This window comes from Faecalibacterium sp. I2-3-92, assembly GCF_023347315.1.
GTDB lineage: Bacteria > Bacillota > Clostridia > Oscillospirales > Ruminococcaceae > Faecalibacterium > Faecalibacterium duncaniae.
In genome coordinates, this window is sequence record NZ_CP094470.1 from 184,952 (window position 1) to 200,924 (window position 15,973).

At 59.7% G+C, this 15,973-nt stretch carries 16 protein-coding genes; 11 read left to right on the top strand and 5 right to left on the bottom strand.

The window, feature by feature from the left end; genetic code table 11:
* Nucleotides 1-114: 114 nt before the first annotated feature.
* Nucleotides 115-1,908, top strand: a complete 1,794-nt coding sequence (locus MTP42_RS00845; protein ID WP_249257747.1) for an aminopeptidase P family N-terminal domain-containing protein — start codon at nt 115-117, stop codon at nt 1,906-1,908.
* A gap of 43 nt (nt 1,909-1,951) precedes the next feature.
* On the opposite strand, the gene MTP42_RS00850 is transcribed toward MTP42_RS00845, so the two are convergent.
* Entirely contained in the window at nt 1,952-2,893 is a 942-nt protein-coding gene (locus tag MTP42_RS00850; RefSeq protein ID WP_249257748.1) for a glycosyltransferase family 2 protein, read from the bottom strand.
* 88 nt (nt 2,894-2,981) lie between these two features.
* Here MTP42_RS00850 and MTP42_RS00855 point away from each other — a divergent pair, with 88 nt between their 5' ends.
* Nucleotides 2,982-3,704, top strand: coding sequence for a LytR/AlgR family response regulator transcription factor (locus MTP42_RS00855; RefSeq protein WP_117476564.1), 723 nt, complete (start codon nt 2,982-2,984; stop codon nt 3,702-3,704).
* Between the two features lie 6 nt (nt 3,705-3,710).
* Here the strand turns inward: MTP42_RS00855 and MTP42_RS00860 are convergent, their stop codons facing one another.
* Nucleotides 3,711-4,466 (bottom strand): 4Fe-4S binding protein, encoded by a 756-nt coding sequence (locus MTP42_RS00860; RefSeq protein ID WP_097773018.1) that lies wholly within the window; start codon nt 4,464-4,466, stop codon nt 3,711-3,713.
* Between the two features lie 128 nt (nt 4,467-4,594).
* On the opposite strand from MTP42_RS00860, the gene MTP42_RS00865 reads away from it, so the two are divergent.
* Nucleotides 4,595-5,038: an RrF2 family transcriptional regulator gene (locus MTP42_RS00865; RefSeq protein ID WP_097773017.1), complete on the top strand. Its 444-nt coding sequence runs from the start codon at nt 4,595-4,597 to the stop codon at nt 5,036-5,038.
* A 55-nt stretch (nt 5,039-5,093) separates the two neighbouring features.
* Here the strand turns inward: MTP42_RS00865 and MTP42_RS00870 are convergent, their stop codons facing one another.
* Complete coding sequence (locus MTP42_RS00870; RefSeq protein WP_249257749.1) at nt 5,094-5,744, bottom strand: HAD family hydrolase; 651 nt, start codon at nt 5,742-5,744, stop codon at nt 5,094-5,096.
* A 137-nt stretch (nt 5,745-5,881) separates the two neighbouring features.
* Between MTP42_RS00870 and MTP42_RS00875 the strand changes: the two genes are divergently transcribed.
* Both MTP42_RS00875 and MTP42_RS00880 read left to right on the top strand, forming a co-directional pair.
* The gene (locus MTP42_RS00875) at nt 5,882-7,054 is read left to right on the top strand and encodes a patatin-like phospholipase family protein (protein WP_005928713.1); all 1,173 of its coding nucleotides are present in this window, start codon (nt 5,882-5,884) and stop codon (nt 7,052-7,054) included.
* The gene (locus tag MTP42_RS00880; protein WP_249257750.1) at nt 7,051-8,661 is read left to right on the top strand and encodes a phosphoenolpyruvate--protein phosphotransferase; all 1,611 of its coding nucleotides are present in this window, start codon (nt 7,051-7,053) and stop codon (nt 8,659-8,661) included. The genes MTP42_RS00875 and MTP42_RS00880 overlap by 4 nt, the downstream gene beginning before the upstream one ends.
* 49 nt (nt 8,662-8,710) lie before the next feature.
* On the opposite strand, the gene MTP42_RS00885 is transcribed toward MTP42_RS00880, so the two are convergent.
* Both MTP42_RS00885 and prmA read right to left on the bottom strand, forming a co-directional pair.
* Entirely contained in the window at nt 8,711-9,454 is a 744-nt protein-coding gene (locus MTP42_RS00885) for an RsmE family RNA methyltransferase (RefSeq protein ID WP_097769788.1), read from the bottom strand.
* A gap of 188 nt (nt 9,455-9,642) precedes the next feature.
* Nucleotides 9,643-10,557, bottom strand: a complete 915-nt coding sequence (gene prmA, locus MTP42_RS00890; RefSeq protein ID WP_249257751.1) for a 50S ribosomal protein L11 methyltransferase — start codon at nt 10,555-10,557, stop codon at nt 9,643-9,645.
* A 22-nt stretch (nt 10,558-10,579) separates the two neighbouring features.
* Here prmA and MTP42_RS00895 point away from each other — a divergent pair, with 22 nt between their 5' ends.
* From MTP42_RS00895 to MTP42_RS00920, 6 genes are all read left to right on the top strand, one after another.
* Nucleotides 10,580-10,876: a hypothetical protein gene (locus tag MTP42_RS00895; RefSeq protein WP_249257752.1), complete on the top strand. Its 297-nt coding sequence runs from the start codon at nt 10,580-10,582 to the stop codon at nt 10,874-10,876.
* A complete protein-coding gene (locus MTP42_RS00900) occupies nt 10,873-12,345 on the top strand; it encodes a PTS transporter subunit EIIC (RefSeq protein ID WP_005928700.1) in 1,473 nt (490 codons plus the stop codon). The genes MTP42_RS00895 and MTP42_RS00900 overlap by 4 nt, the downstream gene beginning before the upstream one ends.
* A 199-nt stretch (nt 12,346-12,544) precedes the next feature.
* Nucleotides 12,545-13,273: a glucosamine-6-phosphate deaminase gene (gene nagB, locus MTP42_RS00905; RefSeq protein ID WP_117476559.1), complete on the top strand. Its 729-nt coding sequence runs from the start codon at nt 12,545-12,547 to the stop codon at nt 13,271-13,273.
* A gap of 164 nt (nt 13,274-13,437) precedes the next feature.
* Nucleotides 13,438-14,565 carry an N-acetylglucosamine-6-phosphate deacetylase gene (gene nagA, locus MTP42_RS00910; RefSeq protein ID WP_005928694.1) on the top strand — a complete coding sequence of 376 codons (1,128 nt, stop codon included), beginning with the start codon at nt 13,438-13,440 and terminating at the stop codon, nt 14,563-14,565.
* Nucleotides 14,562-15,167, top strand: coding sequence for a GNAT family N-acetyltransferase (locus MTP42_RS00915; RefSeq protein WP_249257753.1), 606 nt, complete (start codon nt 14,562-14,564; stop codon nt 15,165-15,167). The genes nagA and MTP42_RS00915 overlap by 4 nt, the downstream gene beginning before the upstream one ends.
* A gap of 174 nt (nt 15,168-15,341) precedes the next feature.
* Nucleotides 15,342-15,863, top strand: a complete 522-nt coding sequence (locus tag MTP42_RS00920) for a twin-arginine translocation signal domain-containing protein (protein WP_249257754.1) — start codon at nt 15,342-15,344, stop codon at nt 15,861-15,863.
* Nucleotides 15,864-15,973 lie beyond the last annotated feature (110 nt).

Here is a 15,973-nt window from a genome sequence, read left to right on the forward strand (position 1 = left end):
CTGCCGGTGAATTGCATTCTGCCCGGAGTGATGGTACAATAGGACACAGTGACCCCCGCCGCCGGACGTTTTTCCGGCAGATAGATGGAAGAAAGAAGGCTTTTTATTATGAGCATGAACACGGTTCCTGAGCGTCTGGCCGCCCTGCGGGCTGCCATGAAGGCCAACGGCGTGGACGTTTATCTGATCCCGGTGGGTGACCCGCATTCCAGCGAGTACCTGCCCGACCATTACACCTCCCTGACCTATTTCTCCGGCTTCCACGGCGAGAACTCCAACTTCGTCGTCACCCCCACCGAGAGCGCTGTCTGGGCAGACGGCCGCTACTTTGTGCAGGCCGAAAAGGAGATCGCCGGTACCGAGATCCAGCTGATGCGGATGGGTGAGCCGGGCGTGCCCACCGTGGAGGAATACTGCGGCAAGGTGCTGCCTGAGAACGGCGTGCTGGGCCTGTGCGGCCTGACCGCTTCCTGCGGGCTGGTGCGCGGCGTGCAGAAGGAGCTGGATGCCAAGAAGGGCACCATCAAGACCCTGAACCTTGAGGATGAGCTGTGGACCGAGGGCCGCCCCGCCCGGCCTGCCACCCCGGCATGGATCCTGCCCAAGGAGTATGCAGGCTTCTCCCCTGCCGAAAAGCTGGAGCGCCTGCGCGGCAAGCTCAAGGAGCTGGGCTGCACCGCACAGCTGGTGGGCAAGCTGGATAATCTGGCCTGGCTGCTGAACCTGCGCGCCATGGATATCCAGTGCACCCCCTATGCCATGTCCTACTGCTATGTGACCCCGGAGCGCGCGGTGCTCTTCATCAACACCGCACGTCTGGGCGAGGAAGCTGCCGCAGAGCTCAAGGCCAACGGCGTGGAGATCCAGGAGTACGATGATGTGCTCAAGTTCCTGGCCGCTGAGACCGAGCCCCAGACCGTGCTGGCTGACCCTGCATCCGTGAACTTTGCCGTTTACGAGACCCTGCAGAACAACGCCGCCCTGACCGTGAAGGATGAGGCCGACCCCCTGCTGCCCATGAAGGGCGTGAAGAATGAGGTCGAGCTGGCTCACGACCGCGAAGCCCATCTGCGGGATGCGGTTGCCATGGTGCGGTTCCAGAAGGAGCTGGAAGAGCGTCTGGCTGCCGGGGAAGAGCTGACCGAGCTGACTGTGGACGAGATCCTCCACAAGTACCGCTCCGCACAGGACAAATTCATCGTGGAGAGCTTTGGCACCATTGCCGCCTACGGTGGAAACGCTGCTATGATGCACTACCACGCCACCGAGGAGGACCATGCCAAGCTGGAGCGCAAGGGCTTCCTGCTGGTGGACAGCGGTGCCACCTATCTGGACGGCACCACCGATATCACCCGCACCTACCCGCTGGGTGAGCTGACCGAGGACGAAAAGCTGTTCTACACCTGGACCCTGCAGTGCCACATCGACATTGCAAAGGCTGTCTGGCTGAACTACTGCGACGGCCACATGCTGGATACCATCGCCCGTGAGCCGCTGTGGCAGCACCTCATCAACTACCGCTGCGGCACCGGCCACAGCGTCAGCTTTGTGGGCAACGTCCACGAGGGTCCCCACTCCCTGAACGGCCGCAACACCACGGTGTTCCAGCCGGGCATGATCATCACCGATGAGCCGGGCGTGTACGAGGCCGGTCAGGTGGGCATCCGCATTGAGAACGAGCTGGAGTGCTACCACAAGGCCGACAACCAGTACGGCACCTTCCTGGCCTTCCGTCCGCTGACCTTTGTGCCCATTGCCACCTCTCCTGTGGTGCCCGGTGTCCTGACCCGGGACGAGCTGGACTGGCTGAACGCCTACCACCGCGAAGTGTTCGAGAAGCTGGCTCCCCGCCTGAATGAAGAAGAGCGGGATTGGCTGGCAAAGAAGTGCGCTGCCATCGGAGCATAACCACAAAAAAGGGAGACCCCGCAGGGGGTCTCCCGATTTTGGTTTATTCTTTCCGGTTTTTCCAATATTCCTTGGCTTCCTCAATGATCTTTTTGAAGGGGCCGGAGGGGTAGGTGCTCTCGGCGATATCCACCAGGAACTTGTACAGCTGGGGCCGCACCTCCTCGTACATTCCAAGGCGGGTGTAGAGATCTTTATAATACCGGAACGTCTGGACCTTGTTTTGCACGATGGAGGCCGGGTTGATCTGGGTGTGGCAGATGCTCTGGGGATTCTGGACGTAGTAGTAACCGGCTTTGTCAATGGAGACAAAGGTCTCGGCATACTGGATATACTGCATGTTGAACACCAGATCCTCGGCCCATTTCAGCTCGCTGGTGAACTGGATGTCATTGCCGGTGAGCAGGATGCGGCGGTAGAGCTTGTTCCAGAGCACACTGTAAAAGTAGGAGGCAGGCTTGTCCATCAGCCGCAGGGCAAAGGTGTCCTTGTCGTAGACCCCGGCGGGCAGGAAACCGTATTCCCGCACCTCAGGGGGCCGGGCAACACTCATCACGCCCAGATTGTCCTCCAGCTTTTCCAGCACCTGCTCGGGCTTTGTGGCCCCGGCGGGGATCACCATCTTGTAGGGCGCAATCACAAGGTCTGCGTGGTGCGTCTCGGCGGCTTCCACCAGATGCTGGGTGAAGTCCGGGTCGATGTAGTCATCGCTGTCCACGAACTGGACATACTCGCCCCCGGCCAGCTTCAGGCCCAGGTTGCGGGTGTCGGACACGCCGGAGTTCTCCTTGTCCACCAGCACGATGCGGCTGTCCTTGGCGCGGAACTCCTCACACACGGGCAGGCTGTGATCCTTGGAGCCATCGTTCAGGATAATGAGTTCAATGTTTTTATAGGTCTGGTTCAGGATGCTGCCGATGCAGCGGGCCAGATGATTCTGAGCGTTGTATACGGGCAGGATGATGCTGACGAGCGGCTGATCCATGGCGGTGTCCCTCATTTCTTTTTTCGTCCATAATACTCCCTCATGGCGCAAAAATCAAGCGCTGTGCAGAGAGAAAGGAGGAGCGGATATGATCTTTCACATTGCGGTGTGCAGCCCGGACCCTGTGTTGCGGGGCCGGGTGCAACGCCACTGCATGGAATATTATGCCCGCCGGGCCGATGCCTGCATCGTGGAGCAGCTGGAAAGCACAGCGGCCCTGCTGCAGCAGGAGGAAGCGGGCTCCCGGTACGAGCTCTACCTCATTGAGCTGCCCGCCACTAACCCATGCTGCGGCCTGCAGGCGGCTGCAGAGCTGCGCCGCCGGGGTGTGCGGGCCCCGCTGGCCTTTCTGGCCCACACCACGGCCTATGCCTACGAAGCGTTCCGGGTGGACGCGATGCAGTACCTGCATATCCCGTTCCGTCCGGAGCAGCTGACAGCCCTGCTGGACCGGGCCACCGAGCCGGAATACGGCCCGGTCATCCCGGTTGCCACGGCCATGGGCCTGCGGGCTCTGCCCTTTGCGGACATCGAGTATCTGGAGTGTACCCACCATGTGGTGCACTACCACCTTGCCAGCGGCGAGGACGTGGCCTCCCTCTCCCTGCGGGTGCCCTTTTCCGAGGTGGCAAAGCCCCTGCTGGCCGATGCCCGTTTTCTGCAGCCCCACCGCTCCTATGTGGTCAACCTTGCCGCCGCCGCCCAGCTCTCTTCCGGGGAGCTCTGGATGCGCAGCGGGGCACGGGTGCCCATCCCCCGGGGGCGTGAGCCCGCTGTAAGGGCGGCGTTCCGGGCGTTTCTGGAAGGGTAAGGTGTCTTACAGGAGCAGCTCGTTTTCTTTGCGGCCGGAACAGCGGGCTCTCAGAAAATCGGTCACCTGTGCGACAATGGCGGCATCCACAGACCGGGCGTGAACCGGACAGCGGGAAACACAACGCATACAGGTAATGCACTTGGACGGATCGGTAACGGTGAAGTTATCGTAGGAGATGGCTCCCACAGGGCATTCCCGTGCGCAAAGCCCGCAGGAAGTGCAATTGGCATTGACAGTGGGAATCAGCCCGGCCCGCTTCGCTTTGCAGTTGTGCTCTCCGGGAATTGGCGGGCAGGTATCGGAGCCGGAAGTGAATTTTTCGAGGATCTGCTTGCCGAAAACGGCCAGCTGCTGGCAATCGGCATCGTCCGGACGGCCGGCGGCAAATTCAGGCAGCAGACTGTGTGCCGCAACGGCAGAAACTGTGGCGATGGGCTGGAACCCGGCGTTCCGGGCATAGTCTTCCATCTGGGCAAGGGTGTTATCAACGGCACGGTTGCCGTAGACCGCTGCCAGGGCGCAGCGGGCACCATTGCCCTGTAAGAGCGCCAGACGGTCCAGAGCGGGCTGAGGTGCCATGGCTTCAAAAGCTGGCATCGCAATCAGAACGAGGTCAGCTGCGCTGAATGGAATGGCAGGTGCTGTAAAGTTCTGTGCGGACAAGTCGATGGTCTGCACCTCCGGCCAGGTCTGAGTGATCGCTTTTGCAACACGTTCCGTGCCGCCGGTGGGGCTGAAAATGAGTTGGAAGCAGTTCATAAGAAAATCCTCCTTGATGTAAAAAATAAAACTACATCTTAAAATGGAGTATACCACTGAAAAGATGTAGTGTCAATATTTACACCAAAAGGAAAATGCGATAAAATAAGAGAGGGAGGGCTGCGCCTATGCACATCAGCAATAAATGTTCCATTGCGGTTCACTGTCTGATTTTTCTTTCAGAGTACGGTGAAAGGGAAAAAGTGACCAGTGAACTGCTTTCATGCTCGACAGGGTGCAACCCAGTCACCATTCGGAATATCCTCAGTGCCCTGAAAAAAGACGAGATCATCACGGTAAAGCCCGGCACGGGTGGTGCGGCGCTTGCTCTGCCGCCGGAGAAGATCGATCTGTATCGGATCTGTTCCGTCGTAGACCCGGAGGCAATTGATAAAATGATCGGGATCCATGGTTCTCCTTCGCCCTTTTGTCCGGTGGGCCGGAACATCGGCAATGTGCTGGGCAAAACCTACGATACGTTGAAAAATAATTTGATCGCCAGTATGAAAACCATCACGCTGGAACAGATCCTTGCCGATTATCACGAGGTTCTGAAAAGAGAGAAAAACTAAAAAGAACTGAAAATATAAAACCCCGCCTTTTTGGCGGGGTTTTATTGCTGTATCCTTATACCTTATTCCAGTCCAGCTCCGTCCAGTCGGTCAGGAACTGGTCGCTGACCTCCCGCAGGGCGGGCTCATCGGACTTGCTGGCGGCATCGGCGATGCCGATGACGTGGAAGCCTGCGTCGTGGGCGGTGCGGGCGGCGTAGAGGGAATCCTCACAGACAACACACCGGTCGGGGTCAGTGCCGCCCAGGCGTGTAAGGGTCTGGAAAAATACATCCGGCCTGCTCTTGTGGAGCGCCCCCTGTGCCTCCACATAGAAGTCGAAATATTCATCGATGCCCAAACGGGTGAGCACGGTGCGGCACTGGGCGCTCCAGGTGTTGGAGCAGATGCACATGCGGGCACCCTCGGCCTTCAGGCGGGCCAGCAGCTCCCGCACGCCGGGCTTGAGCTCCACGGTCTCGTAGAGCTTGGTGATAACATCCCACATCACATCGTTGTAGTCCTCCATTTTCAGGGGCAGGTCATACTCCCGGATGAGGTAGGCCGCGCCATCGGCCATGCCCATGGTCAGGAGCGTTTTGTGGAGGTCGGATTTTGGGGTGCGGCCATAGCGGGCCAGCAGGGCATCGGGCGCACCCTCCCATACCACGGTCATGCTGTCGGTCAGGGTGCCGTCCATATCAAAGATCCAGTTGTTGCAGTGCATTGTTTTACCTCCACCATCGTTTCACACAAGTTAACAAAATTATACCATGGATTTTGTTCCAAAAACAGGGAGAATTTTTCCGGAAGATATGGTATACTTTTGACAGATTTCCAAAGAATGACTAGGAGGCGTTCCAGATGGCACAGAATGATACCCCGGTCAAGGCACTGGTGCTGGCAGGCGGCGGTGCGCGCGGCAGCTATCAGGTGGGTGTGTGGCGTGCCCTGACCGAGCTGGGCTGGCGGCCCCAGATCATCACCGGCACCAGTGTGGGCAGCCTGAACGGTGCCATGTTTGCACTGGACCTGTACGAAACGGCCCGGGATATGTGGATGAGCATCCGCAGCCAGGACGTGATGGAGCTGCCGGAGGAAAACGCCGACCTCTCTGAGCTGCACGCTTTCCTGCGGGAAGTGGTGCGGGACGGCGGTATGGACGTGACCCCGTTGGAAGAGATCGTGGAGCGGGTGCTGGATGAGGATGCCCTGCGGGCTTCGCCCATCCGGTTCGGCCTTGTCACCGTGGAAAAGCGGGGGCTGAAGCCCCGGGAGCTGACGCTGGAGGATATCCCGGCGGGCAAGGTGAAGGATTATCTGCTGGCCTCTGCCGCCTGTTTCCCCGCCCTGCGGGCAAAGCAGATCGACGGGGTGCAGTTCCTGGATGGCGGCTACCGGGACAATATGCCCACCGCGCTGGCCCAGAAGATGGGCGCGGAGGAACTGGTCTGTGTTGATCTGGAAGGGGTGGGCATCACCCTGCCCAACCGCACCGGCCTGCCCACCACCATGATCCGCAGCTACTGGGAGCTGGGGGACATTCTCCACTTTGACCCCGATACCGCCAGACGGAACATGGAGCTGGGCTACTACGATACCCGCCGCGCCATGGGATATCTGCGGGGCTGCGCCTATGCCGTTTCCACCAGCGCCGAGAGCTGTGAGGATGCCGCCGCCTTTGCGTGGAAATTCCAGCAGGTGCAGAAGGCGGTGCGGGAAAAATACCCCGTGACCCTGACAGCGGATGCGGCCCTGCTGCTGGCCAACATGAAGGATGCCCAGCTGGCCCCGCTGGAAGCTGCCGCCGAGGATGCGGGCGTGGACCCCACCGTGTTCTATACCACCCGGACACTGGCGGAAGCCTTTTTGGAAAAATGCGACCGGGAGCGCATCGAGAGCTTTGCGCCCCTGTTTGAGGGCAGCGGCAATGCGGCACAGGCCGCGCGGGCCGCTCTGCTGCCCAATACGTTCTTACAGGCATTGGTCTGCCGTGCCCTTACCGGGCCGGTACTGCCGGAGGTGATCGAGGAATGAAGGTCTATCAGGGACACAGCGCCTCGCCGGGCCTTGTGATGGGACAGGTGAGCCGGTTGGAGCGCTGGCACGAAAACTTTGCCACCGGGCCGTTCAACGCGGAACGGGAACAGCGCCTGCTGGAAAACGCTGTCCGGACAGCCCAGCGTGAGCTGGACGGCATGGCAGACCGCAGCGGCCCCACGGAGCAGGCCATTTTCCTGTTCCAGAGCATGATGCTGGAAGACGAAGGCTTTATGAACGAGGTCAAATTCCAGATCAAGGCGGGCATCAGCGCTGCCGAAGCCATGTACCGTGCGGGCAACCGCTATGCAGAGCAGCTTGCGGCCATGGAGGACAACGCCTACATGCAGCTGCGCAGTGCAGATATTCTGGATGCCGCCCGCCGCGTGGTGAACGTGCTGACCAACCGTCGCCGGGTCTGGCTGGCACTGGATCACCCGGTGATCCTGGCGGCAGAGATGCTGATGCCCAGCGATCTGTTCAGCGTTCCGGCGGGGATGATCCTGGGCATCATCACTTCGGAGGGCAATAAGCAGAGCCACGCGGCGATCATTGCGCGGGCCATGCACATTCCCTGCGTGGTGCAGGTGGGACGGGAATTTCTGAACGACTGCGACGGCCGCACCGTGGTGCTGGATGCCAACAACGGCGAGTGCATCCTGGATCCGGATGCCAACACCCGCCAGCAGGCGGTCAGCCGCATCTGCGAGCTGCAGTGGGAGAGCGAGGAAGCCGCCCGCATCAGCGTCCTGCCCAACCGGACAAAGGATGATGTGCCGTTTGAGCTTCTGGCCAACTGCTACGGGCAGGAGGATATTGAATCGGCGCTGCAGGCAGGCGCTTCCGGCGTGGGCCTGCTGCGCAGCGGCTATATGATGCTGCCGGGCCGCCCGGTGGACGAGCAGGAGCAGTTCGTGTTCTATCAATCCTGCATTGCCGCCGCAAAGGGCGGTGTGGTAACGGTGCGCACCTTTGATTTTGGTGTGGACCGCGCCATGGCCGATATCCATAGGGGGCTGGAATCCTCCAAGCTGGGCCTGCGGGGCATCCGCAGCAGCCTGCGCCAGACCAATCAGTTTGAGACGCAGATCTGCGCCCTGCTCCGGGCGGCGGCCCACGGCCCCCTGCGGGTCATGTTCCCCATGGTGACCAACCTCGAAGATTGGGATGAGGCCATGCGGCTGGTAGCGCACTGCCGCCAATTGCTGCGGGAGCGCGGAGATGAGTTTGACCCGGATACGCCCTTTGGTGTGATGTTCGGGGTGCCCTCGGCCTGCCTGACGGCAGAGGAATTCGTGGAGCACGGGTGCAATTTCTTTGTCATCGAGACAAACGATCTGACCCAGTACACCCACGCGGTGGATCGGGATATCTCCATTGCCGAGCGCTACTACCGCCCGGCCAGCCACGCAATGAAAAAGCTCATCCGCATGGTGGTGGAGGCTGCCCGGGAGGGCGGGATCCCCGTGACCATCTGCGGCAGCGCGGTGGGCAATCCGGCCAACACCCTGCAATATCTGCAGCTGGGCCTGCGGAGCTTCTCGGTCAGCCCGCAAAACCTCATTGAGGTGAAAAAAGCGCTGATGAACGCGAAAATAAAGTAAACAAAAAGGACGGCATGCGCCGTCCTTTTTGTATATGTGAAAATAAAAATTACTCCAAGTTGCCCGTTAGGGTCATCACGGCAGAGAGCACCGCCAGCGGGGCGGTCTCGCACCGGAGGATGCGGGGGCCGAGGCCGACCGTTTTCACACCGGCATTGGCGGCCATTTCAGCCTCTTCCACGGCAAAGCCGCCCTCGGCACCGGTGATGAGGGCGATCTTCAGCCGCTGGCCGTCGGCAGGCTGTGCGTCTGCCAGCAGCTGGCGCAGGGGCGCGCCGCCCAGCTCGTAGCAGAAGAGCACGAGATCGTACCCTTCCAGGCTGCGGCAGAGGGCCCCGAAATTGGGCAGGGGCAGGGCGACATCCGGCAGCACGCCCCGGCCGCACTGCTTGGCGGCTTCAAAGGCGATGCGGTTGTAGCGCTCGTTTTTCTGCTCCTCCTTTTTGGGGGCGGCCACGCAGTACCGGCTGAAGAAGGGCACAAAGTGGGTGCAGCCCAGCTCCACGCCGTGGCGGATGACCTGTTCCAGCTTGTCCTGCTTGGGGTAACCCACGAACAGGGTCACTTCCACGCTGGGTTCGGCGGCGCTGGGATAGCCCGGCTCCACGCTGAACTCCACCGTCTCCGGCCCGAAGCCGGTGATGGTGGCGGTGTATTCCACGGCGTTGCCGTCACATAAGATGACAGTGTCCCCCAGCTTGCCCCGCATCACGCGGGAAAGATGATGGGCATCGGCCCCCCGCAGGGTGGCGGTGCCATTGGAGATTTCGGTTGTAAAATAACGGTGAGGCATAGTGGTTCTCCTTAAACGTCCTCGCCCTCTCAGTCTTTGCTTCGCAAATCCAGCTCCCCCAAAGTGGGAGCCCTTGGCAGTCCACGCAAACTTCATCTTTTTGCCAAGGCCTCTCCCTTTGGGAGAGGTGGCACCGAAGGTGACGGAGAGGGCAAGCCAGCTGAAAGAAATCATGAAAGCTTCTGCAATTACGCTTTTTTGCAGACGATACACTCCCAGCCGCGCTTCTCCTTCACTTCCTGCACGGTCAGGCTAGCGGCTTCCAGAGCGGCGATCACCTCGTCCTTGCGGCTGTCGATGATGCCGCTGGCAATAAAGGTGGCATTTTCGGCCATCAGGCCGGGCACGGCGGGGGCAAGGCTGATGATGGCGTTTGCCACGATGTTGGCGGTGATGATGTCGTACCTGCCGCTGGCCTTGTCGGACAGGTCGCCCACCAGAACGGTCAGCTTGTCGGCCACGCCGTTCAGGGCGGCATTCTCGCCTGCGGTGCGCACGGCCACGGGGTCGATGTCCACACCCTCGGCACTGTCTGCGCCCAGCTTGAGGGCGGCAATGGCAAGGATGCCGCTGCCGGTGCCGATGTCCAGCACCCGCTCACCGCCCCTGACCCGCTCGTCCAGCGCTTCCAGGCAGAGGCTGGTGGTCTCGTGGCCGCCGGTGCCAAAAGCAAGGCCGGGGTCAAGGATCAGCTTGACGCGGTCGGTATCATACTCCTGCCAGGAGGGCACGATGGCCAGCCGTTTGCCAATGTCCATGGGGTGGTAGTATTTGCGCCAGCCGTTCTGCCAGTCCTCCTGCTCCACGCCCTCGGTCTCCACGGTGTAGGCGATGCCTGCCGCTTCCATCCGGGCCTGAATGAGGGCCAGCGTCTCCACGGGGGAAGCGCCCGGCTCCAGATACATGTGGATGATCACAGTGTCGCGGGGCTTATCCAGCAGCTCCTGCTCGATCAGATCCACATGGGCGATCTCGGCCACCTGCTGCTCGATGTCGCTGTAATCCTCGATATAGATGCCGCCTTCGGCGATCATGGTGGCAACGGCCTCGGCGTTGTCGGCATCGGCCTTGGCCACGGTCAGGCGGATATCAGTCCATTCCATAAAAAGAACCTCCCTGGGTCTTGTGTTTTCTATTTATAAGTATAGTACCCGATTCCGGCGCGGGATGCAAGCGGTTTGGGAAGAAAGGGCAAAAGAAAAGTTTTTTCAAAATCCTGCTCCGAAATGCGCAATAATTCCAAAAAGTTTTTCACGAAAGATGCAAATTCAAGGATTTTTGGTGCAAAATTGCGAAAACGGGCGTGAACCCTATTTCTTTTTTTCGGAGGATGTGTTAAAATATTGTTACGCAATTATGGACAGCCTGCAACCAGAGGCCTCCATAACAACAACATTCTTTAAGGAGGAATGTGTCTTATGATGAAGTATCTCCAGAAACTGGGCAAAGCTCTGATGCTTCCCGTCGCTGTGCTGCCGATCTGCGGCATCCTGATGGGTCTCGGCTATGCTCTGGCCCCGGGTGTCATGGGTGTCCCCGGTGCTGCAACTTCCGGTGCAGCTTACACCGTTGGCTTCCTGCTGGTCAAGGCAGGCGGCGCTCTGATCGATAACATGGCATGGCTGTTCGCCATCGGTGCAGCCGTTGGCCTGGCTGATGACCACGACGGTACCGCTGGTCTGGCTGGCCTGGTCAGCTACCTGATGATGCAGCAGCTGCTGAGCCCCGGCGTGGTCAGCATGGTGCGCACCCTGGAAGAGGGCACCGCTACCTACATCGCTTTCCAGAAGGTGGCCGGCAACTCTTTCATCGGCATCCTGGCCGCTGTGGTGGGTGCAGCCTGCTACAACAAGTTCAAGAGCACTCAGATGCCTGACTGGCTGGCATTCTTCTCCGGCAAGCGCTTTGTTGCAATCGCCACCGGCCTGATCTCCATCGTTGTTTCTGTCGCTCTGCTGTTCGTCTGGCCCGTCATCTTCGATGCACTGGTCGCCATTGGCAGAGGCATCGCAGGCATGGACGGCATCGGTGCTGGCATCTACGCTTTCCTGAACCGTCTGCTGATCCCCACCGGCCTGCACCACGCTCTGAACAATGTGTTCTGGTTCGACACCATCGGCCTGGGCGACCTGTCCCACTTCTGGGCAGGTGAGACCTCTGCTGATGTGGGCTGGAGCCTGGGTATGTACATGTCCGGTTTCTTCCCCTGCATGATGTTCGGTATCGCCGGTGCTGCACTGGCTATGGTCCGTACCGCCAAGAACAAGAAGGCTGCCATCGGTCTGGTTCTGTCCGCTGCCATCTGCGCCTTCGTCTGCGGCGTTACCGAGCCCTTCGAGTTCGGCTTCATGTTCCTGTGCTTCCCGCTGTACGTTGTGTACTCCGCTCTGTACGGTATCTTCACCATCATCACCTACTACTCCGGTTTCCGTGCTGGCTTCTGCTTCTCCGCAGGTGCTACCGACCTGGTGTTCTCCGCTTCTCTGCCTGCAGCTGCTAAGACCTGGATGATCATTCCTCTGGGCATCGCTGCATTCGTGGTGTTCTACTTCGTGTTCTACTTCGCCATCACCAAGTTCGACCTGAAGACCCCCGGCCGTGAGGACGAGGATGCCGAAGAAGCTGAGAAGAAGGTCGTTCTGGCCAACAACAACTACACTGAGGTTGCTGCTGGCGTGCTGAAGGCCATCGGCGGCAAGGAGAACGTCTCCAGCGTGGACTACTGCGCTACCCGCCTGCGCTTCACCATTAAAGACTACACCGCTGTGGATGAGAAGGCTGTGAAGGCTGCCGGTGCTGCCGGTGTCATCCGCCCCGACAAGACCACTTGCCAGGTCATCATCGGCACCAAGGTGCAGTTCGTGTATGATGAGCTGAAGAAGATGCTGTAAGCATCCTTCTGAGCACGTTTCCGTGCGGAAGGCTGGTTGCTTCCGCATCCATTCCCAAACTGTAAAAATGCCGCTGAGGGCGGGCGTTTACGCCCCGCTTTCGGCGGCATTTTGTTTTGTTCACAAACCGGCTACCCTTTTGGCCGGAAAATATGCTATACTGAAAACAACAAAGCAAAATAACAGGAGGTTCCCCATTATGAAGATCATTCGTGCAAAAGATTACAAGGACATGTCCCGCAAGGCTGCCAACATCATCTCCGCACAGGTCATTATGAAGCCCAACTGCGTGCTGGGTCTGGCGACCGGCGGCACCCCTGTTGGCGCATACGCTCAGCTGGTGGACTGGTACAACAAGGGTGACCTGGATTTCTCTGAGGTCACCACCGTCAATCTGGACGAGTACCGCGGTCTGCCCAAGGAGCACCCCGAAAGCTATTGGAGCTTTATGCACAAGAACCTGTTTGACAAGGTCAACATCCGCCCCGAGGCCATCCATCTGCCTGATGGCACCAACCCCGATGCTGCGGATGCCTGCAAAAAGTACAACGAGATCATCCACAGCGTGGGCGGCATCGACCTGCAGCTGCTGGGCCTTGGCCCCAACGGCCACATCGGTTTCAACGAGCCGGGCGAGGCCTTTGAGCTGGAGACCCACTGCGTGAATCTGACCCCTGCCACCATCGAGGCCAACAAGCGCTTCTTCGACGGCAACGAGGATCTGGTGCCCAAGCAGGCCTACACCATGGGCATCAAGACCATCATGCAGGCCCGCAAGGTTTTGGTGGTGGCCAACGGTCTGGCAAAGGCCAAGGCAGTCAAGGCGGTCGTCTCCGGCCCTGTGACCCCCGAGTGCCCGGGCTCCATCCTGCAGATGCACCCCGACTGCATCCTTGTGGCCGATGAGGAAGCACTGAGCCTGCTGTAATTAAACCTCTCCGTCATTGCTGCGCAATGCCACCTCCCCTAATGAGGGGAGGCCTTGGCAGCCGATTTCAGTGAATCTTTTTGCCAAAGGCTCCCCTACAAGGGGAGCTGGCGGGCGCAAGCCCGACTGAGAGGTTGCACGAAGGAAAGCGTGAGAATAAGAATATGATCATCAAAAATGCTCTGATTTATACCCCCCGCCACACCTTTGAGGAGGGGAGCCTGACCATCCGGGAGGGGCGCATCGTGCCCTTTGCACAGCCGGAGGAAGGCGAAGAGATCGTGGATGCCAAGGGCGCTTACGCTCTGCCGGGCCTGGTGGATATCCACTTCCACGGTGCTATGGGCAAGGATTTCTGTGACGGCAATGAAGAAGCCATCCAGACCCTGGCCGATTTTGAGGCCGGTAAGGGCGTGCTGGCCATCTGCCCTGCTACCATGACTTTCTCAGAAGAGATCCTGAACGGTGTGATGGATGCTGCCGCCGCCCATCAAAACGGCAGAGGCGCAGACCTTGTGGGCATCAACATGGAGGGACCCTTCATCAGCCCCAACAAGGTGGGTGCCCAGAACCCGGAGTATCTCCACAAGGCGGATGTTGCAATGTTCCGCCGCCTGCAGAAGCGGGCAAACGGCCTGATCAAGCTGGTGGATATCGCCCCGGAGGAGCCGGGTGCGCTGGAGTTCATTGCCGCCTGCCATGACGAGGTGCGCATCTCCATTGCCCACACCTGCACCAGCTACGACACCGCCAACGCTGCCTTTGACGCAGGCGCGACCCACATGACCCACCTGTACAACGCCATGCCCGGCATCACCCACCGGGAGCCCGGCCCCATCATTGCGGCGCTGGAACGGGGCGCGGAGGTGGAGCTCATCACCGACAACGTTCACATCCACCCGGCCATGGTGCGGTTCACCTTCAACACCTTCGGGGATGACCATGTCATCCTGATCGCCGACAGCATGATGGCCTGCGGCCTGCCCGATGGCCAGTACAGCCTGGGCGGTCAGGCGGTCACGGTCAGCGGCCCCCGCGCCACCCTGACCGAGCACCCCGGTACCATTGCGGGCAGTGCCACCTGCCTGTACGACTGCATGAAGCGTGCCGTGCTGGAGATGAATGTTCCGCTGGAAAGTGCCGTCCGCGCCGCCAGCGAAAACCCCGCCAAGAGCATTGGCATCGACAATGATTACGGCAGTCTGGCTGCAGGCCGTTACGGCAATGTGATCCTGGCAGACAAGGAACTGAATATTCAGGCTGTCTACCAGAAAGGAACCCGTATCGTATGAACCCCGAGAACCTGACCTGGCGGCTGCTGACCGCCGAAGAGCTGACGAACGTTTACCTGAACGAGATGCGCCGGGATTTTCCTGCCGGAGAGCTGAAGCCCCTGAGCATGATCCTGAACAGCGAGGCCGCCGGTACCGCCCACACCTGGGGCGTGTATGAGGACGACGTGCTGGTGGCGTATCTGTTGATGGTGCGGCCCGTGGGCTGTGAGGTGAGCCAGCTGGATTACTTTGCCGTTCTGCCCCAGTATCGGGCCGGCGGCATCGGAGCCGTTCTGCTGGCCGCCCTGCCTGACCACGAGAAGGGCGCGCAGGCCATCCTCATTGAAGCGGAGTGCCCTGAAAAAGCGGAGGACGAGGCCATGGCTGTGCGCCGCTTGGGCTTTTACGCCCGGTGCGGGGCCAAGGACACCGGTTGGACAGAGCATCTCTTTGATGCCTGGTTCCGGGTGCTGGTGCTCCCCTGCTGCGGCGGAAAGGTGCGCAGCCCCGAGGAAGCCGTGCGGCAGCTGGCAGACTGCTACCGCCGCACCATGGGCGAGCCCCAGTGGCGCAGGAACGTCACCTTCTACCGCCCCGATGGCGTGGAGGTCGAGCTTTAACGACGGTGCTTTGTCCATCCGTGCAGACTTTCCCGATATGCCAAGGGCTCCCCTATGAGGGGAGCTGGCGAGCGTAGCGAGACTGAGGGGTTGAATTCTGTCCCTTGACAGTCTGGGTAAATATGGTACTATGGTGATAGGAACAAACCAGATCTGAAATGGGAGGAATTTCTGATGCGCAATGTTTTTTCCCGCCGTGAGTTTCTGAAAGCATCTGCCGCCGCTGTGCTGGCCGCTTCTGCCGCTGGTGTCCTCACCGGCTGCGATGGGGGCGGCAGCGAGATCCCGTCCGCGACCATCGGGCTGGGTGAGTTTGAAGTGACGGTAGCCGCGGATATGGTGTTGACCGGCGACGAAGTGGTTGGCGATGAAAACGCCAAAAGTTATCTCTGCAAACCCAATGTGCGCATCAAGTACAATGGCAGCGGCCTTGTAGGAGATGCGTTCATAAAAGTGTTCCACGCCAAGATCGACAAGAACGAGCTGGAGCTCCAGAACAAGACAGACGTTCTGGTGAAAACCGCCGGTGCGTTCAGCAAAACCGTCGTGCCGCAGTTCAAGGCATCGGTCAGCGACTACGAGACCTTTAAGAAGGGCACGCCGTTCAAGCTGTATGTGACCTTGCAGGGCAAGAATGCTGAGTTTGCTCTGACGAGTGACGGCAAAGTGACAGTCTCCGCTGTCGATAAAGTCTAATATCCCCCAAGAGCCCGAGGTGCACCCGCACCCCGGGCTCTTTTACGCCCAAATTTTACATTGGGGCAAAAACGTGTCCAAACAATTTACCTCGATTTTTCCCGCTTGTG